Annotated in this window: 16 protein-coding genes; 15 read left to right on the forward strand and 1 reads right to left on the reverse strand. The window is 73.6% G+C overall.

Annotated elements, in window-relative coordinates; translation table 11 throughout:
- Positions 1-270 precede the first annotated feature (270 nt).
- The 11 genes from ACWGKQ_RS39675 (at position 271) to solA (ending at position 12,812) form a co-directional block, all read left to right on the forward strand.
- Positions 271-1,953, forward strand: coding sequence for an ABC transporter substrate-binding protein (locus tag ACWGKQ_RS39675; RefSeq protein WP_453296913.1), 1,683 nt, complete (start codon positions 271-273; stop codon positions 1,951-1,953).
- Positions 1,946-2,878, forward strand: coding sequence for an ABC transporter permease (locus ACWGKQ_RS39680; protein ID WP_453296914.1), 933 nt, complete (start codon positions 1,946-1,948; stop codon positions 2,876-2,878). The genes ACWGKQ_RS39675 and ACWGKQ_RS39680 overlap by 8 nt, the downstream gene beginning before the upstream one ends.
- A complete protein-coding gene (locus ACWGKQ_RS39685; protein ID WP_453296915.1) occupies positions 2,875-3,951 on the forward strand; it encodes an ABC transporter permease in 1,077 nt (358 codons plus the stop codon). Before ACWGKQ_RS39680 ends, ACWGKQ_RS39685 begins: the two co-directional genes overlap by 4 nt.
- Before the next feature lie 5 nt (positions 3,952-3,956).
- Positions 3,957-4,646, forward strand: coding sequence for an alpha/beta hydrolase (locus tag ACWGKQ_RS39690; protein WP_453296916.1), 690 nt, complete (start codon positions 3,957-3,959; stop codon positions 4,644-4,646).
- 68 nt (positions 4,647-4,714) lie between these two features.
- Positions 4,715-5,767 carry an ABC transporter ATP-binding protein gene (locus ACWGKQ_RS39695; protein ID WP_453296917.1) on the forward strand — a complete coding sequence of 351 codons (1,053 nt, stop codon included), beginning with the start codon at positions 4,715-4,717 and terminating at the stop codon, positions 5,765-5,767.
- The gene (locus ACWGKQ_RS39700) at positions 5,764-6,744 is read left to right on the forward strand and encodes an ABC transporter ATP-binding protein (protein ID WP_453296918.1); all 981 of its coding nucleotides are present in this window, start codon (positions 5,764-5,766) and stop codon (positions 6,742-6,744) included. Before ACWGKQ_RS39695 ends, ACWGKQ_RS39700 begins: the two co-directional genes overlap by 4 nt.
- Positions 6,741-7,505, forward strand: a complete 765-nt coding sequence (locus ACWGKQ_RS39705) for an amidohydrolase family protein (RefSeq protein ID WP_453296919.1) — start codon at positions 6,741-6,743, stop codon at positions 7,503-7,505. Before ACWGKQ_RS39700 ends, ACWGKQ_RS39705 begins: the two co-directional genes overlap by 4 nt.
- Entirely contained in the window at positions 7,502-7,951 is a 450-nt protein-coding gene (locus tag ACWGKQ_RS39710) for a cytidine deaminase (protein ID WP_453296920.1), read from the forward strand. The genes ACWGKQ_RS39705 and ACWGKQ_RS39710 overlap by 4 nt, the downstream gene beginning before the upstream one ends.
- Positions 7,952-7,991: 40 nt before the next feature.
- On the forward strand, positions 7,992-8,840 hold the full coding sequence (locus ACWGKQ_RS39715) for a creatininase family protein (RefSeq protein WP_453296921.1): 849 nt from the start codon (positions 7,992-7,994) through the stop codon (positions 8,838-8,840).
- A gap of 70 nt (positions 8,841-8,910) precedes the next feature.
- On the forward strand, positions 8,911-10,368 hold the full coding sequence (locus ACWGKQ_RS39720) for an aldehyde dehydrogenase family protein (protein WP_453296922.1): 1,458 nt from the start codon (positions 8,911-8,913) through the stop codon (positions 10,366-10,368).
- Complete coding sequence (gene solA, locus ACWGKQ_RS39725; protein ID WP_453296923.1) at positions 10,365-12,812, forward strand: N-methyl-L-tryptophan oxidase; 2,448 nt, start codon at positions 10,365-10,367, stop codon at positions 12,810-12,812. The genes ACWGKQ_RS39720 and solA overlap by 4 nt, the downstream gene beginning before the upstream one ends.
- A 29-nt stretch (positions 12,813-12,841) precedes the next feature.
- Here the strand turns inward: solA and ACWGKQ_RS39730 are convergent, their stop codons facing one another.
- A complete protein-coding gene (locus ACWGKQ_RS39730; RefSeq protein ID WP_453296924.1) occupies positions 12,842-13,531 on the reverse strand; it encodes a GntR family transcriptional regulator in 690 nt (229 codons plus the stop codon).
- 134 nt (positions 13,532-13,665) lie between these two features.
- On the opposite strand from ACWGKQ_RS39730, the gene ACWGKQ_RS39735 reads away from it, so the two are divergent.
- From ACWGKQ_RS39735 to ACWGKQ_RS39750, 4 genes are all read left to right on the forward strand, one after another.
- Positions 13,666-14,319, forward strand: coding sequence for a cyclase family protein (locus ACWGKQ_RS39735; RefSeq protein ID WP_453296925.1), 654 nt, complete (start codon positions 13,666-13,668; stop codon positions 14,317-14,319).
- Positions 14,316-15,941: a gamma-glutamyltransferase gene (locus ACWGKQ_RS39740; protein WP_453296926.1), complete on the forward strand. Its 1,626-nt coding sequence runs from the start codon at positions 14,316-14,318 to the stop codon at positions 15,939-15,941. Before ACWGKQ_RS39735 ends, ACWGKQ_RS39740 begins: the two co-directional genes overlap by 4 nt.
- Entirely contained in the window at positions 15,938-17,896 is a 1,959-nt protein-coding gene (locus ACWGKQ_RS39745; RefSeq protein WP_453296927.1) for a primary-amine oxidase, read from the forward strand. The genes ACWGKQ_RS39740 and ACWGKQ_RS39745 overlap by 4 nt, the downstream gene beginning before the upstream one ends.
- An 870-nt stretch (positions 17,897-18,766) precedes the next feature.
- Positions 18,767-20,119 carry a Rieske 2Fe-2S domain-containing protein gene (locus tag ACWGKQ_RS39750; RefSeq protein WP_453296928.1) on the forward strand — a complete coding sequence of 451 codons (1,353 nt, stop codon included), beginning with the start codon at positions 18,767-18,769 and terminating at the stop codon, positions 20,117-20,119.

A 20,119-nucleotide genomic window follows, 5' to 3' on the forward strand; every position in this document is an offset into this window, starting at 1 on the left:
CTACGAGGTCGCCGCCGGCGCTACGGGGTGACCGCGCCCGACATCGCCTCGGCCGAGCCGGTGGGCGCGGTCCGCGCGGACGACGTGACCTCCGGCCGCACTGGGGGGCCGAGGGCGCCCGCCGTCGTATGCCACATGTTCTCCGGGGCCCGCTTCACACGGCTTTAACCCCAGGGACACGAGAGGGAATCGGGGGCCGCTGAGCATGTTTTTGGATCCAATCCAGCGCAGATTTAATCCATTCTCAGGATCGGTGCCCAAGGAGGCCCCATGCCGGACCACACATCTGGATCGCCCTCGACTGCCGCCGCCACCCCGTCGTCGGTGCCGGCGACCGGGTCGCGGGACGTCTCGCGCCGGACGATGCTCCGGGGGGCCGGACTGCTCGGCGTGGGCGTCGGGTTCGGGCTGCCCGCCCTGCTCACCGCGTGCGGCGCGGCGGCGCAGGACGGGGGCGGCAGCGGCAAAGGCGGCACGCTGACCCTGGCCATCGACGCCACCAGCGCGATCAGCGACCCGGCCTTCTACACGTCCCTGGGCGACTGGATGGCCGTCGACTGCATCTGCCGCGGCCTGACGTTCATCTCCTTCGAGACCAACGAGCCCACACCGGACCTCGCGAAGTCGTGGACCATATCCGATGACAGGCTCACCTACACCTTCACTCTGCGCGAGGGTGTGAAGTTCCACGACGGGACCGTGCTGACCTCCGCCGACGTGCTCGCCAGCCTCGGCCGCCAGTTCGACCCGGACGACAAGACGCTGCCCAAGGGCGCGACCCGGCCACTGGCGAGCATGGGCGCCAACGTCGCCTCGCTCACCGCGCCCGACGACATGACCGTGAAGATGGTCCTGAAGAAGCCCGACCGGACCGTGCTCGGCAGGCTTTCCGACATCGGCGGCCGGATCATCTCCAAGGCCGCGCTGGACAAGTACGGCGCCGACATCGGCAAGCACCTCGTGGGCACCGGTCCGTTCGCCTTCTCCACCGCCACGGCGGGGCAGTCCATCACGCTGGAGGCCTTCGACGGCTTCCGGCTGGGCAAACCCCCCATCGACCGCCTGGTGCTGCGCCAGGTCCAGGACCCGTCCACCATCGTCAGTTCGCTGCTCAGCGGCGACGTGTCCGCGACCCAGTTCGCCCCGTACTCCGCCGTATCCCAGCTGCGCAAGGACAGCGCGGTGAAGGTGTACGACACCCCGCAGAACGCCGACGCCATCATGATGATCGACGCCCGCCGGGTCCCCGAGCTGAAGGTGCGCAAGGCCATCAACCTGGCCATCAACCGCAAGGCCATCCTCCAGCAGGCCTTCTACGGCGTCGGCGCCGAACCCAGGGGCTACGCCATCCCGCCGGCCCAGAGCGGTTACGACACCGCGCTCGCCGACCTCAGCACCCAGGACACCGCGCAAGCCAAGCGGCTGGTCGAGGAGGCCGGGGCGAAGGGGCGCACCATCCGGCTGATGGCCGCCAGCGACTCCTGGCACCCCAAGGCCGCCCAGATCATCGCCCAGAACCTCACCGACATCGGCCTCAAGGTGGCCACCACCTCGGTGGACCCGGCGACCTACTTCAGCCGGCTCCTGGACGGGGAGGACGACTACCACGACCTGATGATCTGGGAGCGCAACACCTACGTGCCCGACCCCGACGACATGGTCGGCGCGATGGCGAGCCCCACCGGCATCTACGGCTCCAAGCTCTCCGGCATGGACACCCTGAAGGGCGCCGCCTCCCTCGCCGACGACCTCTACACGGCCAAGAACCTCACCGACACCAAGAAGCGCACCGCCGCCTACACGAGGATCCAGCGCCGGTGGGCCGAGGAGTACATGGTGCTGTCGATGCTGGCCTGCTTCAGCAACCTGGTCGTCAGCGGTGCGCACGTGAAGGGCATGAACACCGACGCCCTGGCCAACCACCGCTGTTACATGGAGAAGGCCAGTGTCTGAGGCCGGCGCCGCGGTCGACGCCGGGGCGGTGGAGGCGGCGGCCCCCGCCACCCCGGCCTCGCCGCCCCGGCCCGGGACGGCACGACGGATCCTGGGCGCGCTGCGGCGGCGCAGGGTGGCCCGCTCCTGGCCCGCGCTGCTCGCCTGGCTGCTGCTCGCCGCGACGGTCCTGGTCGCCCTGCTCGGTCCGCTGGTCGTGTCCGCCGACCCGTTGCGCCAGACCTCCTCGGCGCTGCTGGCGCCCGGGGCGCCGGGGCATCCGCTGGGCACCGACGACCTGGGCCGGGACGAGCTGGCCCGGCTGGTGCACGGAGCCCGCCCGCTGCTGCTGGTGTCCTTCGCGGCGACCGCGCTCGCGGCCGGGATCGGCACCCTGGTCGGGCTGGTCGCCGGGTACACGGGCGGCGCGGTGGAGCAGGCGCTGATGCGGCTGGTCGACCTGGCGCTGGCCTTCCCGTCGATCCTGCTGGTGATCCTGCTGGTGGCGGCCGCCGGACCGGGCACGGTCAGTCTGGTCCTCGGCATCGGCGTCTCGCTGGCGCCGGGTCTCGCCCGGCTGGCCCGCACCCTGACCGCACGCGAGGCCGCCAAGGACTACGTCGTGGCCTGCCGGCTCGGCGGCACCGGGGCGCCCCGCATCCTGCTGCGCGAGGTACTCCCCAACATCGGCGGACCGTTGCTCGCCCAGGTCGTCATGACGCTGTCGATCGCGGCCGGGTTCGCGGCCGGCCTCTCCTACCTCGGCCTGGGCATCCAGCCGCCGCAGCCGGACTGGGGCTACATGGTGCAGGCCGGGCAGGAGTTCCTGTACACCGCTCCCCGGCTGGTGGTGCTGCCGGCCGCCCTCACCCTGCTGTTCGTCGTGGCGTGCAACTTCGTCGGCGACGACCTGCGGGACGCCCTCGACCCGAGGGGGACGGCATGAGCGCGGGCACCGGAGTGCTGCCCCGGGTGCGCCTGTCCCGGCCGACGGGAGCGGTCTGGGTGTTCGTGCGCCGGCTTGCCGTGATCCCCGTCGTGCTGTTCGCGCTGGCCTCCCTGGTGTTCGTGGCGATACGGCTGCTGCCGGGCTCCCCGGCGGCCTCGCTCGCGGCGGGCGGCGGCAACACCTCGGCCGCGCAGTTCGACGCCAACGAGGAACGCGTCACCAAGGCCCTCGGACTCGACCAGCCGCTGCTCACCCAGTACGGCCACTTCCTCGACGACCTGGTCCATCTGCGCCTCGGCACCTCGTTCTACGGCTCCAACAGCGTCCTCGGCCTGCTCGGCGACGCGCTGCCCGCGACCGTGGAGCTCACCCTCGCGGCCATGACGGTCGCGGTGCTGCTCGGCGTCGTCACCGGAGTCGTCGCGGCACTGCGCCGGGGCAGCTGGATCGACACCTCGACCCGGGCCGTGGCGACCGTCAGCTTCTCGCTGCCCTGGTTCGCGCTCGGCGTGCTGGCCATCGTGGTGTTCGGCGTGTGGCTGCGCTGGCTTCCGGTCCTCGGCCGGCTGCCCAGCACCCTGGACTACCGGCCCACCACCGGCTTCGTCCTGCTCGACGCGATCCTCCAGGACCGGCCCGAACTGGTGTGGCCGTGGTTCCAGCACCTGATCCTGCCCGCGGTGACCCTCGCGCTGTCCATGGCCGGTTTCATCACCCGGATCGTGCGCGCCTCCGTGCTGGAGGTGCTCGGCGACGACTTCGTGCGCACCGCCCGGATGAAGGGCCTCGGCGAGGGCGCGGTGGTGCGCCGGCACGTGCTGCGCAACGCCTGGCTGCCCATCGTCACCGTCCTGGGGCTCCAGTTCGGGTCCCTGCTGGGCGGTTCGGTGGTCACCGAGACCGTCTTCTCCTACCCGGGCGTCGGACGCCTCCTCGTGCAGGGGGTGCTGCAGCGCGACTACCCGGTCGTGCAGGGCGCGGCCCTCGCGATCGCCCTGCTGTTCACCCTCGTCAACCACGCGGTCGACCTGCTCTACACGGTCCTCGACCCGCGCCTACGCAAAGGATGATCCCGATGGACATCGTGCTGGTCCACGGTGCCGGCGGACGGCCCACCACCTGGTCGGCGGTCCAGCCGCTGCTCACCGCCCACGGCCACCGGCTGTTCACGGTCACCAACCCGATGACCTCGCTCGCCGACGACATCGCCGAGACCACCGCCGCGCTCGCGGGCACCAGCGGCCCGGTGCTGCTCGCCGGGCACTCCTACGGCGGCGCGGTGATCACGAACGTGGGCCGCGACCCGCGCGTCGCGGGGCTGGTCTACATCGCCGCGTTCGGGCCGGACGAGGGCGAGACCGTCAACGGGATCGTCGAGCGCTACGAACCCGCGGAGATCTCCAAGTACATGCGGCGCGGCCCGAACGGCGAGTGGAAGTCCGAGCCGAGTCCCGGGTTCTGGGCGGAGATCGGCCCGGACCTGTCGGACGAGCAGCGGGCGGTCGTCGAGGCGGAGGGACGGAAGGCCGACAACCTGATCTTCACCCAGGCGACCGGAGTGCCGGCCTGGCGGTCGCTGCCCAGCTGGTACCTGGTCGCCGACGACGACCGCACCCTGCGCCCGGAGATCCAGAACTTCATGGCCGAGCGGATGAAGGCGACCGTCGAGCACGTGCCGGGCAGCCACTACACCACCCTGGTGTGGCCGGAGCGGGTCGCCGAGCTGATCCACCGGGCCGCGCTGGCCGTGGGCGGTGCCGTATGACCGCGCCGGAGGGCGTGCACGACGCGACCGAGTCGGGAGGCTTGCACGAAGCGACCGCGTCGGGAGGCTTGCACGAAGCGACCGCGTCGGGAGGTGTGCACGACGCGCCCTCTCCGGAGCCGGTGCTCGAAGTACGCGGCCTGAGTGTCGGGTTCGACGTACCGGCGGGCCGGCTGCCCGCCGTGGACGGGGTGGACCTGACGCTGCGCAGGGGCGAGATCCTCGCGCTGGTCGGCGAGTCCGGGTCGGGCAAGTCGGCGCTGTCGATGAGCCTGGTCGGCCTCAACCGCGGCCCCCGCACGCACGTCGGCGGATCCGTGTCCTTCCGGGGGCGGGAACTGGTGGGGGCGTCCGAGCGGGAGCTGCGCCGGGTGCGCGGCAAGGACGTGACGGTGGTCTTCCAGGACGCGCTGGCCGCGCTCAACCCACTGCACCGGGCGGGCGCTCAGGTCGCGGAGACGATCCGCGCCCATGGCGACGTCCCGCGCGCCACGGCCGCACGCCGCGCCGTGGAGCTGCTCGGCGAGGTCGGCATCGCGGGCCCGGCGCGGGCCGCGCGCGCCTATCCCCACCAGCTCTCCGGCGGCATGCGCCAGCGTGTGATGATCGCGATGGGGTTGGCCAACGACCCGGCCGTGCTGATCGCCGACGAGCCCACCACCGCGCTGGACGTGACCATCCAGGCCCAGGTGCTGGCGCTGCTGAAGCGGGTGCAGCGCGAGCACGGCACGTCCGTGCTGCTGATCACCCACGACCTGGGGGTGGTCGCGGAGGTCGCGGACCGGGTGGCGGTGATGTACGCGGGCCGGATCGTGGAACAGGGCACCCGCGACCAGGTGCTGTTCGACCCTCAGCACCCGTACACGATGGGCCTGCTCGGCTCGGTGCCCCCCCTGGACGGCCCGGTGCCCGAACGGCTGCCGGCCATCCCCGGCAGTCCGCCCGCCGGTGTCGAGCGGCCGTCCGGCTGCGGCTTCCGGCCGCGCTGCGCGTTCGCCCACGACGGTTGCGACAGCCGCCCGGAGTTGCGGCGGCGCCACGGCGGCCCGGCCCACCTGGACGCCTGTGTGCTGCCCGCAAAGGACCGAGTACGGGCGCGCGCGGCGGGAGCCGCCGTATGAGCGAGGTCCTGATGAGCGCCCGCGGACTGCGGGTCGACTACGCGGGCCGGGACGGCGGCCGGGTGCGGGCACTGCGGGACGTCGACCTGGACATCGCCGAGGGCGAGACGCTGGGCCTGGTCGGCGAGTCGGGGTGTGGCAAGTCCACGCTCGGGCGGGCGCTGCTGCGCGTGGTGGAACCGTCGGCGGGCCGGATCGACTTCCTCGGCACCGATCTCACCCGCCTGCGCGGCCGGCGCCTGAAGCGGACCCGGGCCGAGCTCCAGATGGTGTTCCAGGACCCGTTCGGCTCGCTGAACCCGCGCCGCACGGTCGCCGACATCGTCGCCGAACCGCTGCTGCGCTCCCGGGGCGCGAGCCGCGCCGACGCGGAACGTAAAGTGGCCGAGCTCCTCGACCTGGTCGGTCTGGGGGCCGAGGCCGGCGGCCGCAAGCCGCACGAGTTCTCCGGCGGCCAGCGCCAGCGCATCGGCATCGCCCGGGCCCTGTCCTCGTCGCCGCGGTTCGTGGTGGCCGACGAGGCGGTCTCCGCGCTGGACGTGTCCATCCAGGCCCAGGTGCTGAACCTGCTGTCGGACCTGGTGCGCGACCGGGGTCTGACGATGCTGTTCATCTCCCACGACCTAGGTGTGGTGCGGCACATCGCCGACCGGGTGGCTGTGATGTATCTCGGCGAGATCATCGAGACCGCTCCCCGGGACGCCTTCTTCTCCGGCCCCGCCCATCCGTACAGCAGCGCGCTGCTGGCCAGCGTGCCGGAGCTGCGGCCCGGCCCTCCCGTCGAGCGGCAGCCCCTGGAGGGCGAGCTGCCCGACCCCGCGGACCCGCCGGAGGGGTGTCTGTTCCGGACCCGCTGCCCGTTCGCCACCGACCTCTGCCGCACCCGGCACCCGGAACTGCGTGAGATGTCGCCGGGCCGCCGCGTGCGCTGCCATCTGCCCCTCGGCCCCGTGCCCGTGAGTGAGGACCCGCATTGATCATCGACGCCTACAACACCACGCAGGACGTGCGCGGCCGTTCCGACTACCTGACCGGCGCGCGCAAGGGCGAGGCGCCGCCGCCGTACAAGCCCTTCGAGCCGCGCCGCATCCTCGACCGGATGGACGCCGCCGGGGTGGACATGGCGATGGTGTGCTCGCTCGCGCAGCGCATCGAGAACGACTTCATCGCCTCGCTGGTGGCCGCGCACCCCGACCGGTTCTTCGGCTTCGGCCAGGTGCTGCCGCAGGCGGACGACGCGATCGAGGAGATCGACCGGATCGCCGATGCCGGACTGGTGGGGCTGAAGCTGCATCCGAGCCTGCACGGCTACCACGTGGCCGACCACGGACTGCTCGACCCGGTGTTCGAGGCCTGTGCAAGGCGCGGGCTGCTGGTGCTCGTCAATGCCCTCGACGACGCCTTCTGCGCGCCGCTGGCCATCGAGGAGATCGCCCGGGACCACCCCGGGGTGCCGACGATCATCGCGCACATGGGGGCGGTGTGGAACGTACCGGAGGCGATCATCGTGGCCGAACGGCAACCGCACATCTACCTGGAGACGTCCGCGACGCTGATGAGCGATGTGAAGCGGGCCTACGCGCGGCTCGGCCCCCGGCAGATCCTGATGGGCAGCGAGTGGCCCGGCTCGGACTTCGACCTGGAGCGCATGAAGATCGCCAAGGCGGTCGAGGACGAGAAGGACCGGGCGCTGGTCGAGGGCGGCAACATGGCCCGCCTGCTGGGGCTCGGCGCATGACCCCCGCACCCGTGGCCGTCCCGCCGGAGATGAGCGAGCAGGACGCCGAACTCCTTTCGGTGGCCCAGGCGTTGCTGGACCGGGTGTGGCAGCCGGACCGGCACGAGGTGGCCACCGCCCTGCGCACCGCGGACGGCCGGATCCACACCGGCGTCCACGTCGAGGGCTCCTGCCGGCGCAGTTCGATCTGCGCTGAGGGAGTCGCCCTCGGCACCGCGCGCGGCGCCCTCGCGCCCGGTGCGCCACTGGCGGTGGCCTCGGTGGTGTCCGTGCAGATCAAGCCCGCCGGACGGTTCCGGATCATCGCGCCGTGCGGGGTGTGCCGCGAACTCATCAGCGACTACTGCCCGGACGCCGTCGTGTGGCTCACCACCGTCGACGGCGACCGACCCGTCCCGGCCCGCGCCCTGGACCTGCTCCCGGAGAAGAGCCGGCGCCGCTGGTGACCCCGAACGACAGCACCGCACCCCCGAGGAAAGGAGAGACATGCCGTCCGTCATCACAGGGCCCAACGGCCTGAGCGTCCCCACCGGCCTTGACGTGCCCGCACTCGCCGCGCAACTCGGCGGCAGCGGAGCGCCGTTGCCGTGGGAGGAGCTGACCTGGCAGGAGGCCGGGACCACGGTCGCCGGAAGCGACGCGGTGATCATCCCGGTGGGCGCCACCGAACAGCACGGCCCTCATCTGCCGCTGGCCGTGGACACCCGGATATGTGAGGCGGTCGCCCTGGGCGTGTCCGCGCTGACGGGCGTACCGGTGCTGCCGTCGCTGGCCTTCGGCGTGTCCGCCTCGCACGGCGGCTTCGCGGGGACGGTGGCGCTGCGCCCCGAGACGCTGATCGCCGTCGTGGAGGACGTCATCGACTCCCTGTACGCCAGCGGTGTACGGCAGTTCGTCCTGCTCAACGGCCACATCTGGAACAACGGCGCGCTGGACGTGTCCGCCGAGAAACTGAGGGTGCGTCACCGGGACGCACGCGTGCGGGCGTTGGGGTACGTGACGATGTACCCGGGGCCCGAGGTCGACGGCCATGTCACATACGGGCGGGCGCTGATGCACGCCAACTACTTCGAGACCTCGGTGATGCTGCACCTGGCCCCCGAGCTGGTGCGGATGGAGCGGGCCACCTCGCACGTAGACGTCGACTCCTTCTGGGACTACCGCATGGACCAGGTCAGCGAGACCGGTGTGTGGGGCAGGGACGTCACCGAGGCCAACGCGGCCCACGGGCGAGCGGAGTTCGACCGCTGTGTGCTCACCACCGCCCGCGCGGTCTCGGCGGCCGTGCGCGAGCCCTGGCCCAGCGCGGCGCACCGGCCCGGCGATCCCGCCTGAGCCGTCCCGCCGGAGCCATCCCGCCCGAGGAACCGCGCCGCCCGTCCCACGAACGACAAGGAGAACCCCCTTGGACCCCAGCATCACCCTGCCCAGGCTGCCCGAGTGCGAGCCCATGCTCATCGGCGGCACCTGGACCACGGGCGCCTCTGCCCTGCGCATCCCGGTCCTCGACCCGGCCACCCGCGAGCCGCTGACCACGATCGCCCAGGCGGACGCGACGGACGTGGCCGCGGCGGTGGCCGCCGCCTCGGCCGCGCACCGCGACGGCCGCTGGCGCGCGCTGCCGCCCCGTGACCGGCGGGACGTCCTGCTGCGGCTCGCGGACCTGGTGGAGCGGGACGCCGAGGCGCTGGCGGTCCTGGACACCCTGGACAACGGCAAGGCGATCGAGCGGGCCCGCGGTGACGTGGAGCTGGGCCTCCAGGCGATCCGGCACTTCGCGGGCGCCCCGGCCCGGCTGACCGGCACGGTGCATCCCGCCGGGCCCGGCCGGCATGTGTACAGCGTGCGGGAACCGGTGGGCGTGGTGGCCGCCGTACTCCCCTGGAACTTCCCCTTCATGATCGCGGCCTGGAAGCTCGCCCCGGCCCTGGCGGCCGGCTGCACGGTGGTCGTCAAGCCCGCCGAGCAGACCCCGCTGACCGCGCTGCGGCTGGCCGCGCTGTGCCTGGAGGCCGGTGTGCCGGAGGGCGTCGTCAACGTGGTGACCGGCGACGGACGCACCGGGGCGGAACTGGTCGCGCATCCAGGTGTGGCCAAGGTGTCGTTCACCGGGTCCACCGACGTCGGGCGGCTGATCATGGCCGCGGCGGCGCCGTCCGTCAAGCGGCTCACGCTCGAACTGGGCGGCAAGTCCGCGAACATGGTGTTCGCCGACGCCGACCTCGACGCCGCCGTACCGGCCTCCGTCCGGGCCGTGTTCGGGCACTCCGGACAGATGTGCACGGCGGGCAGCCGACTGCTCGTGCAGCGCACGGTGATCGAGGAGTTCCTGGACCGGATGCTGCCGGTCGTGGAGGCGCTGCGGATCGGCCCCGGTCTCTCGGGCGGGATCAACATCGGGCCGCTCGTCTCCCAGGAGCAGTTCGACCGGGTCACGGGCTACCTGGACCTCGGCCGCGCCGAGGGTGCCAAGGCCGTCACGGGCGGCGAACCCCTGCCGGGGCCCGGCTGGTTCGTGCGGCCCACGGTGTTCACCGACGTCACGCCGGACATGCGGATCGCCCGGGAGGAGATCTTCGGACCGGTCGCCGCGGTGCTGCCGTTCGACACCGAGGAGGAGGCGATCGCGCTCGCCAACGACAGCGACTACGGGCTCGCTGCGGGCGTGTGGACCACCGACCTCGGCCGCGCGCACCGCACCGCGGCGGCGCTCCAGGTGGGCACCGTGTGGGTGAACACCTACAACGAGTTCGACCCCGCCATGGCGTTCGGCGGCAGCAAGCAGTCCGGTCTGGGCAGGGACCTCGGCGACGCGGCGGTCGACGGGTTCACCGAGCCCAAGAGCATCACGATGGCGCTGTGAACACCCCCGTGACGGCGATGCCGCCGGCCCCCGCCGGTTTCGACCTGACCGCCGAGCGGGCCCGCACCCCCGGCTGCGCGACCGGTCACCACTTCAACGCGGCCGGCGCCGCGCTCCTCGCCTCGGACACGGTCGAGGCGGTCATCGCCCAGCTGCGCGCCGAGAGCCTGCACGGCGGCTACGAGGCCGCCAAGCTGGCCGCCGACGACCTGGCGGCCGTCTACACCCGTACCGCCGGCCTGCTCGGTGTCGACGCGGACGAGATCGCCCTGGTCGAGAGCGCCACCGCCGGCTGGCAGCGCATCGTGTCGGCGCTGCGGCTGCGCCCCGGGGACCGGGTGCTCGCCGCCCGCTCCAGCTATGTGAGCAGCGCCCTGCACCTGCTGGCCGCCGAGCGCGACACAGGAGTACGGGTGGAGGTGCTGCCCAGCGGGCCCGACGGCGCGACCGATCTGGCGGCCCTGGAGCGGGCGCTGCGTACCGGTCCCGCCGCGCTGGTGACCGCGGCGCACGTGCCGACCTCGTCGGGACTGGTCGAACCGGCCGCCGGCATCGGCGCGCTGGCCGCCGAGCACGGGGTGCCGTTCCTGCTCGACGCCACCCAGTCGCTGGGCCAGCTGCCCGTCGACATGACCGCCCTCGGCTGCGATCTGCTGATCGGCACCGGCCGCAAGTTCCTGCGCGGTCCGCGCGGTACGGGCCTGCTGGCGGTGCGCCGGCCGCTCCTCGAACGGCTCGCCCCGCAGGCACCGGATGTGCGCGGGGCCCGCTGGACGGCCGAGCGCAGCTGGGAACTGGCCCCCGACGCACGGCGGTTCGAACTGTGGGAGGCAGCCCACGCACTGCGGCTCGGCCTGGGCTCGGCGCTGGCCGACCTGCACGCGCTCGGCCCCACGACCGTCTTCGGCCGGCTGTCCGTCCTCGCCGCGCGGCTGCGCGAGCAGCTCGGCGCGGTCCCCGGCGTCCGGCTCACCGACCCGCCGGCGGCGGGCGGGGCGATCGTCACCTTCGTGGTGGAGGGGCTCGACGCGAGCGAGGTCCAGCGGCGCCTCGCGCTGCGGCGGGTGTACCTGATCGCCGTACCGGCCGACCACGGCCGCTGGGACATGGAGCCGCGCGGACTGGCCAAGGTGGTACGGGCGTCGGTGCACGTGTACACCGACGACGGCGACCTGGACGCCCTGGTCGAGGCGGTCGCGGAGATCGCGGCGGAGGCGCGCGGAACGGGCCGTGCGACCCCGGCGGCAGGTGCCGGTGCCACAGCAGCCACGGGGGCTACGGCGGCAACCTCCCGGCCCCCGGCCGGCCTCCCGCGCGCACGTGGCACCCGGACGTCCGCGGTCGCCCGCCGTGACGCCGTGGTGGTCGGGCTCGGCGTGCACGGCGGCGCGGCCCTGCGGCAGCTCGCCGAACGGGGGCTGGACGTCCTCGGGATCGAACGGTTCCCGGCGGGGCACGACCACGGCTCCTCGCACGGCGCCACCCGGATGATCCGCCGGGCCTATCCGCACTCCGACTGGGACGGCCTGGTCGACACCGCCTACCGGGCCTGGGCCGAGCTGGAACAGGCCGCGGGGACCCGGCTGGTGGACGTCACCGGCGGGCTGTACGCGGCGCCCGGGGAGCGGCCCGATCCGCTGCGCGGTCCGGGCTGCCGCACCGTGGACCGCGCGGAGGCGGCCCGGATCTTCCCGGGACTGCGGCTGCCCGAGGGGTTCACCGCGGTCCACGACCCGGCCGCCGGGATCATCGATGCCCGCGTGGCCCTGCGCGCCCAGCTCGCCCTCGCGGAACGGGCCGGAGCCACGATCGCCGACCGCACACAGGTCACGGGCTGGCGGGCGGACGGAGACGGGGTCGTGGTCCGGACGGCGGACGGGGAGGTACGGGCCCGTCGGCTGGTGCTGTGCGCCGGGCCGTGGACGCCGCACCTGGTGCCGTCGCTGACCCCGCACCTGACGGTGACCCGGATCGTGAACGCGTACTTCGCCGCCGATCCCGAGGGACCGCTCGGGCCCGGCGGGCTGGGCAGCTTCTCGGTCGACCTGCCGGAAGGACTGCTCTACGGCTTTCCGGCCGCCAGCGGCCGGGGGCTGAAGGCCGGTCTCGACTCGGGTCCCGCATGGGATCCGGAGTCGGCCAGACCCGCCGCGACCGACGCCGAACTCGGCCGGCTGACAAAGGCGGTGAAGCGGGTGCTGCCCGGTGCGGGCCCGGTCACGGAGAGCCTGACGTGCCTGTACACGATGACACCGGACCGGCGGTTCCTGGTCGGCGAGGTGCCCGGTGTGCCGCAGGCGCTGCTGGCCTCGGCCTGTTCCGGACACGGCTTCAAGTTCGGCCCGGCGATCGGGGCGGCCCTGGCCGACCTGGTCTGCGAACTCCCGCGCCCGGACCTGGACTTCCTCTCCCCCGCACGGCTGGTTCCCGGCGGTGCCCGGTGACGGCCGCCACCGGGACGGCCGGGGGCGGGTCAGCCGTGGAACACGGTCTGGGAGCGTCGCTCGTACCAGGCGGTGAGGTGTTCGCCGGCGCTGATGACGTGCTCGCGCATGGCCTCCTGCGCCCGGTCCTCGTCCCGGTCGGTCAACGCGGCCACGACGGCGTCGTGCTGACGGACGTTCAGCTGACGGTGGCGTTCGTCTCCGGTCAGGGCCAACGAGGACACGTTGCGCGGGAAGCTCTCGTTGATCCGGTCGATCATCCGGCGCAGCCAGGGATTGTCCGCCGCCTGGCAGACCACGGTGTGGAAGCAGTCGTTGGCCTGGGTGGTGTCCGGGGTGCCCGCGGCGCCGGCGCCCGCCGCCGCGCGCAGCACGTCGTTGTGACGGCGCAGCTCGGCGAGCTGGCTGTCGGTGATCCTCGCCGCCGCGCGCCGGGCGGCCAGGGCCTCCAGCTCCGCGCGCACCTCGTAGGCCTGCCGCACCTCCCACGGCGCCGGCACCCGCACCACCGCGCCGCGGTGCGGCTGCATCTCGATCAGCCCGCCGTTCTGCAACTGGCGCAGCGCCTCGCGCACCGGGGTGCGGCTGACCCCGAACTCGGCCGCCAGCGCCGCCTGGCGCAGCGGTTTCCCGATCGGGAGCTCTCCGTCCATGATCCGCGCGCGGATACGGGCAGCGATGTCGTCGACGAGGGCGCCTTCGTCGGTCTGGGGCGTCATCGGAGTGGGTCTCACCCTTCTCGGGGGCTGACGGGGGCCGCGCGGTGGTGGAGCAGTCTGCCACGCCGCCGCCGTCCACTGTTCATCAACATTGGATCCATTTACAGACTATCCGCATCCAATAGGAGCGTGTCATGCACCTCGATGTGACCAAGGCCATCGATGTCTCGGTGCCGATCCACCCCGGCATGCTGCACTGGGGCCGGCGGCCCGAGATGGAGGTCGTCGAGTCGCGGACGGCGGGCGATCCGTCCAACGTCAGCCGCTGGCGCATCGGCGCGCACACGGGGACGCACATCGACGCCCCGGCCCACTTCATCGACGGCGGCAAAACCGTGGACCGGCTGGACCTGTCGGCCCTCAACGGCACGGCCCGGGTGCTGGACCTCACCCACGTCGAGGAGCAGATCACCGCCGCCGACCTCGACGCGGCCGGGCTCGGCAGCGAGGAACGGGTGCTGCTGCGCACCAGCAACTCGGCGGGGGTGCTGCGCAGTCCGTGGAAGGCCCGGCAGTGGGTCGGACTGGCCCCGGACGGCGCCGAGCGGCTGATCGAGGCCGGGGTGCGCACGGCGGGCATCGACTACCTCAGCATCGAGGCGGTCGCCTACACCACACACTGGGAGACGCACCAACTGCTGTGCGGTGCGGACGTGTTGATCCTTGAAGTCGTCGACCTGCTGCATGCCCCGGCCGGGGTCTACGACATGCTGTCGTTGCCCCTGCCCCTCCAGGGCGCCGAGGCGGCCCCCTCCCGCACCCTGCTGCTGCCGCGGGACGCCGCGTGAGCCGGACCGACGCACTGGCCCTGGCCGCCCCGCACCCCGCGGCGCTCGCCGCGGCCCGGCGGGCGGCCGGGCGCGGCGGGAACGCCGTGGACGCGGCGCTGGCCGCCGCGGCCGCGCTGACCGTCGTCTACCCGCACCAGTGCTCCCTCGGCGGCGACCTGATCGCCCTGGTCCACGCTCCGGACGGCACCGTGCGCGCGCTGCTGTCCGTCGGGGCGGCCGCGGCGGGTACCGACGCCGAGGCACTGCGCTCGGCGGACTCCCGGATGCCGGCCCAGGGTCCGCACACCGTCACCGTGCCGGGCGCGGTGGCGGGCTGGGCGGCGCTCGCCGAGGCGTACGGCACGCCGGGCGCGCTCGCCGTCGCGCTGCGGGACGCCGCCGCGCTCGCCCGGTCGGGGGCGACCGTCTCGGCCGGGCTGGCACGCGCGGTACGGGACAACGAGACGCGGATCAAAGCCGATCCGGGCCTGTCCGCGCTGCTGACCGGCCCGGACGGCCGACCGCTGGTGGAAGGCGACCCGCTGCCCCAGCCCCGGTTGGCGGCCGTGCTCGACGAACTCGCCGACGACCCCTGGTCGTTCTACCGCGGCACCGTCGCCGAGGCACTCGCCGCCGGACTGCGCGACCTCGGCAGCCCGCTCACGGCCGACGACCTCGCGGCGCACCGGGCCGAGTTCGCGGAGCCGGTGGAAGTCGAGCCCGTGGGCACCGACGCGGTGAGCGTCGGGGCGGGCACCGAGCCCGTGGGCGTCCGTTGGTGGGCCGCGCCCCCGCCCAGTCAGGGCGCTGTCCTGCCCGCCCTGCTCTCCGCGGCGGCCGGCGCGCGAGGCCGCTCCGCGGCGGAGCGCACCCGGCTGCTGGCCGCCCGCTGTCAGGACGCCTCGGCCGCCCGGGACCGGCTGCTCGGCGATCCGCGCGGACAGCGGCTCGACCTCGACGGGCTGCGCGACCCGGCGCCGCTGGCCGGCACTTTCCCGCCACGGCCGCCGTTCCGGCCGTCCGGTGACACCGTCGCGGTGACGGCCGTGGACTCCTCCGGGCTCGCGGTCTCCCTCATCCAGAGCGTCTACCAGACCTTCGGCTCCGGACTGTGCGACCCGGGCACCGGGATCGTGCTGCACAACCGGGGGTCGGCCTTCAGTCTGCTCCCCGGGCATCCCGGCCTGCTGCGCCCGGGTGCGCGCCCGCCGCACACGCTGTGTCCGGTGATCGGCCGCTCCCCCGCGCTGCTGCTGGCGGCGGGCTGCCAGGGCGGCCGGGCCCAGCCGCAGATCCTCGCCCAGACCCTCCCCCGGCTGGCCGACCCGGACGCCGACCCGGCGGCCGTACTCGCGGACCCGCGCTGGGTGATCGGTGCCCGGGACATCGGCTTCGAGGAGCAGACGCTGCTCGCCGAGCCCGACTCGGTTCCGTCGGCAACGCCCGCCGTGTCACCGGGAGTTCCCGTGGTCACCGCCCCGGGTCCGAGCGATCTGGCCGGCCATGTCCAGGTAGTCCGGCTCACCCACGACGGCCGCCTGGACGCCGCCTCCGACCCCCGAGCCGACGGCGGCACGGTCCACCTGGCACCCGGCACCCCAGGCACCACCCGCACCACCCCGGAAGGAACCCCCGTATGAGCACCCTCGCGCCCCGTCCCGCGTCCGCCGCCGCACCCCACCCGCTGGATCCCCTGACCGCCGCCGAACTGGCCGTCGCCGTCAAGGTGCTGAAGGACGACCCCCGGGTCACCGAGGACACGCGGTTCTGGGGTGTGGCCCTGGACGAGGACCACGCGCGCACCGCCCGGCCCGGCGACGCCCGGCGCGCCCGCGCGGTGGTCATCTGCCCCTCGGCGCACGTCGGCTACGAAGTCGACCTGGAACTCGGCGAGAAGCCGCAGTCCATGGCCTGGCGCGAGCTGGACGTGCGCAGCCCCGGCTGTTCGTCGGAGGAGGCCCGGCAGGCCGCCGCCGCGTGCCGGGCGGACCCGCGGTTCCGGGAGGCGCTGGCGCTGCGCGGCATCCACGACGTGTCGCTGGTGATGGTCGACCCGGAGTCGATCGGCGGCTTCGAGCCGCCCGAGCACCCGGGCCGCAGGCTGACCTGGGGCAGTGTGTGGCACCGCGAGTCGGAGGACGACAACGGCTACGCGCGGCCCGTGCAGGGCGTGGTGCCGATCATCGACATGGAGTCGATGGAGGTGCTGTACATCGAGGACCACGGGGTGGTGCCGCTGTCGGAGGAGTCCGGGGTGTTCGCCGCCGGGACCGTGCCCGAGCGGGTGGGTCTGAAGCCGTTGGAGGTGGTCCAGCCCGAGGGGCCGAGCTTCACCGTCACCGGGCAGCGGGTGGACTGGCAGGGCTGGTCGGTACGGGTCGGCTTCAGCCACCGCGAGGGCCTGGTGCTGCACGACCTGCGCTTCGACGCGGGCGGCAGGGGGCCGCGCCAGGTGATCCGCCGGGCCTCGGTCAACGAGATGTACGTGCCGTACTTCGACACCGCCTCCACCCAGTACCGCAAGAACTTCTTCGACTGGGGCGAGTACGGTGCCGGGCCGCTCACCAACTCCCTCGCCCTGGGCTGCGACTGCCTCGGCGTCATCCACTACTTCGACGCGGCGGTCCTCGGCGGCGACGGCGTGCCCCGGGTCATCCCCAACGCGGTGTGCATGCACGAGGAGGACGACGGCATCCTCTGGAAGCATCACGACGGACGCACCGGCCGCACGGAGGTGCGCCGCTCCCGCCGCCTGATCATCTCGGCGTTCGCCACGGTCGCCAACTACGACTACGGCTTCTACTGGTCCCTGTACCAGGACGGCTCGGTCATGCTGGAGATCAAGATGACCGGCATCCTCTCCGCGACCGGTGTCACGGAGGACGAGGAGACGCCGTACGCCCGGCGGGTCGCCCCGAACGTGGCGGTCACCAACCACCAGCACTTCTTCGCCGTACGGCTGGACATGGCGGTGGACGGGACGGCGAACCGGCTGGTCGAGGTGACGGCCGAGCACGAGAGCGACCCGGCGCTCGACCCGTACGGCAACGCGGCACGGACCGTGCTCCGGCCGGTCCTCAGCGAGGCGGAGGGCGGGCGTTCCACGGATCCCGGACGGGCCCTGCACTGGCGGGTGGAGAGCACCGAGGCGCGCAACCGGATGGGGGAGCCGACCGCGTACCGGGTGCACGTGGAGAACACGGCGGTGCTGCCGGTGCGTCCGGACAGCGTGTGCGCGCGGCGGGCGCCGTTCGTGGCGAAGCAGCTGTGGGCCACGGAGTACGACCCGGCGCGGCGGTTCGTGGCCGGCGAGTACCCCAACCAGGCCGAGCCCGGCGCGGACGGGGTGCACCGCTGGCTGGAGGAGGACCGTTCGCTGGACGGCACGGAGCTGGTGCTGTGGGCGACGGTCGGCTCGCACCACTTCCCGCGTCCCGAGGAGTGGCCGGTGATGCCGGTGGCCCGGGCGAGGCTGCGCCTGGAACCGGACGGCTTCTTCGACCGCAACCCCGCGCTGGACGTTCCCGCACCGGTCTCCTGCCACCCGCCGGCCACCACGGCGGAGGCGGACGGCGGACACTGCTGCGCCGGATGACCACCGTCCACGGCCCGCCCAGAGCCCCGGTACGCCGGTCGCTCGCCGCGCTCGCGGTCCTGGTGGTGACGGGGGCCACCGTACTCACCGCCGGTGCCGCCTCGGGGCACGGCGGCCACGCGGTACACACCGCCGCGGTGGACACCGGGTACGGCCCGGCGGACCTGGCGGACCTGGCGGACCCGACGGTCGCCGTCTGTCTGCTGGGTGCGGTCCTCTCGGTCACCCTGGCGCTGGCGTGGCCCGCCCTCCGGGTCGTCCTGGTGCCCGGGGCGCGGCGGCTGACCGGCCGGAGCGTCCTCATCGCCGTGGCGGCCGCAGCCGTGCTCGCCATCCCCTCGCTGCTGGTGCGGGCGCCGGGCGGGGTGGACGCGCACGTCTGGGCGATGCTCCGCTTCGAGTCGCTGGCGGTGCTGGGGCCATGGCTGTTGGCGCACGCCGTCGGCGCGACCGGGCCGCCGTCCTCGCGGGAGCGCGGCGGGGCCCGCCTGGGGGCGGTGGTCTGGACGGTGTCGGCGTACGCCTGGCATCTGCCGCCCCTGCACGGGCTCGACGGGCCGGGGATCGAGCTCGCCCGGTCGTTCTGCTGGGTGACGGCGGGCGTGCTGCTCTGCCGTCACCCGGTTGCCCCGTGCGGGCCGTTCCTCGCCGCGCACCTGGCCGTGCTGCCACTGACCGCGGTGATGGCGGCCACCGGACGGGGCGCGGCGGGCCTGGTGATGGCGGCCGCCGACGCGGCCATGGCGGTGTGCGTGCTCAACGCCCGCCACCGGAGAGGCTGTTACACCCACGTAAATATTGGATCCAATTATTGGCGTCCTGGATCCCTCCATCGCTACGGTCTCCGTGACCAGGACAGAAAGGCGTCAGATGCGCGAGGAAGAGAACGTACGGCTCACCAGGACCGGCCCGGGCACGCCCGCCGGGACCTGGATGCGCCGCTACTGGCAGCCCGTCGCCCTGAGCGAGGAACTCGACGGCGTACGGCCCCTGGTGGCCCCGAAGGTGCTGGGGCAGGACCTCGTCCTGTTCCGGGACGGGGACGGTGAACTGGGTCTGGTCGACCGGGGCTGTCCGCACCGCGGAGCCGATCTGGCGCTGGGCCGGCTGGAGGACGGCGGGCTGCGCTGCTGCTTCCACGGCTGGCTCTTCGGCCGGGACGGCGCCTGTCTGGACACCCCGGCCGAACCGGCCGGCGGCGGCCTCGCCGCCCGCGTCCGGCTGGGCAGCTACCCGGTGCGCGAGATCAACGGCGTGATCTGGGGCTACCTCGGCCCCGGCGAACCACCCGAACTGCCCGCGCTGGACTGCTTCGAGGCACCCGCCGGGCACACGTTCGCCTGGAAGGGCCTGCTGGAGTGCAACTGGCTCCAGGCCCTGGAGGTGGGTATCGATCCCGCACACGCCTCGTACCTGCACCGCTTCTTCCAGGACGAGGACCCCTCCGACAGCTACGGCAAGCAGTTCCGGGCCGCCTCCCAGGGCACCGACCTGCCGATGACGAAGATCCTGCGGGAGTACGGCCGTCCCGGCATCGACGCCGTCCGCACCCCCTACGGCATCCGGATCACGGCGCTCCGCACCCTCGACGGCACCGACACCGAGGGCCGCCCGATGGACGGCAGCCGCACCCACGTCCGGGTCACCCACCAGGTCTTCCCGCACGGCTTCCACATCCCGCTGGACGCGGAGACCGCGATCACCCAGTGGCACGTGCCGATCGACGACACCTCCTGTTACTGGTACGCCCAGTTCACCAGCGTCGGCGGTCCGGTCGACCGGGCGGAGATGCGCCGGCAGCGGGTCGACGCGGTCACCCTGCCCGACTACCGCCCGCGCTTCGGCCGTTCCAACGGCTACGGCTACGACCCCGCCGAGCAGCTGACCACGACGTACACCGGGCTCGGCACCGACATCAACGTGCACGACCAGTGGGCGGTGGAGGGCCAGGGCGCGATCCAGGACCGCACCCGCGAGCACCTGGGCCGCTCCGACAAGGCGATCGTGATGTACCGGCGCATGCTGGGCGAGGCGATATCCGCCGTCGAGCGCGGCGAGGACCCGCCGCTGGTGCTGCCCGCGGAGCGCGCGGCAGAGCTGCGCGGTCCGGTCACCCTCGACGGCATCGGGCCGACCGAGGGCTGGGCCGAGCACTGGGCCGCCGTGACCGCGAAGCAGCGGGCCGACAGCGGCTGGGCGCAGGCGGCCGGAACGGACGGCTGA

It is taken from the genome of Streptomyces sp. NPDC054770 (assembly GCF_053611985.1).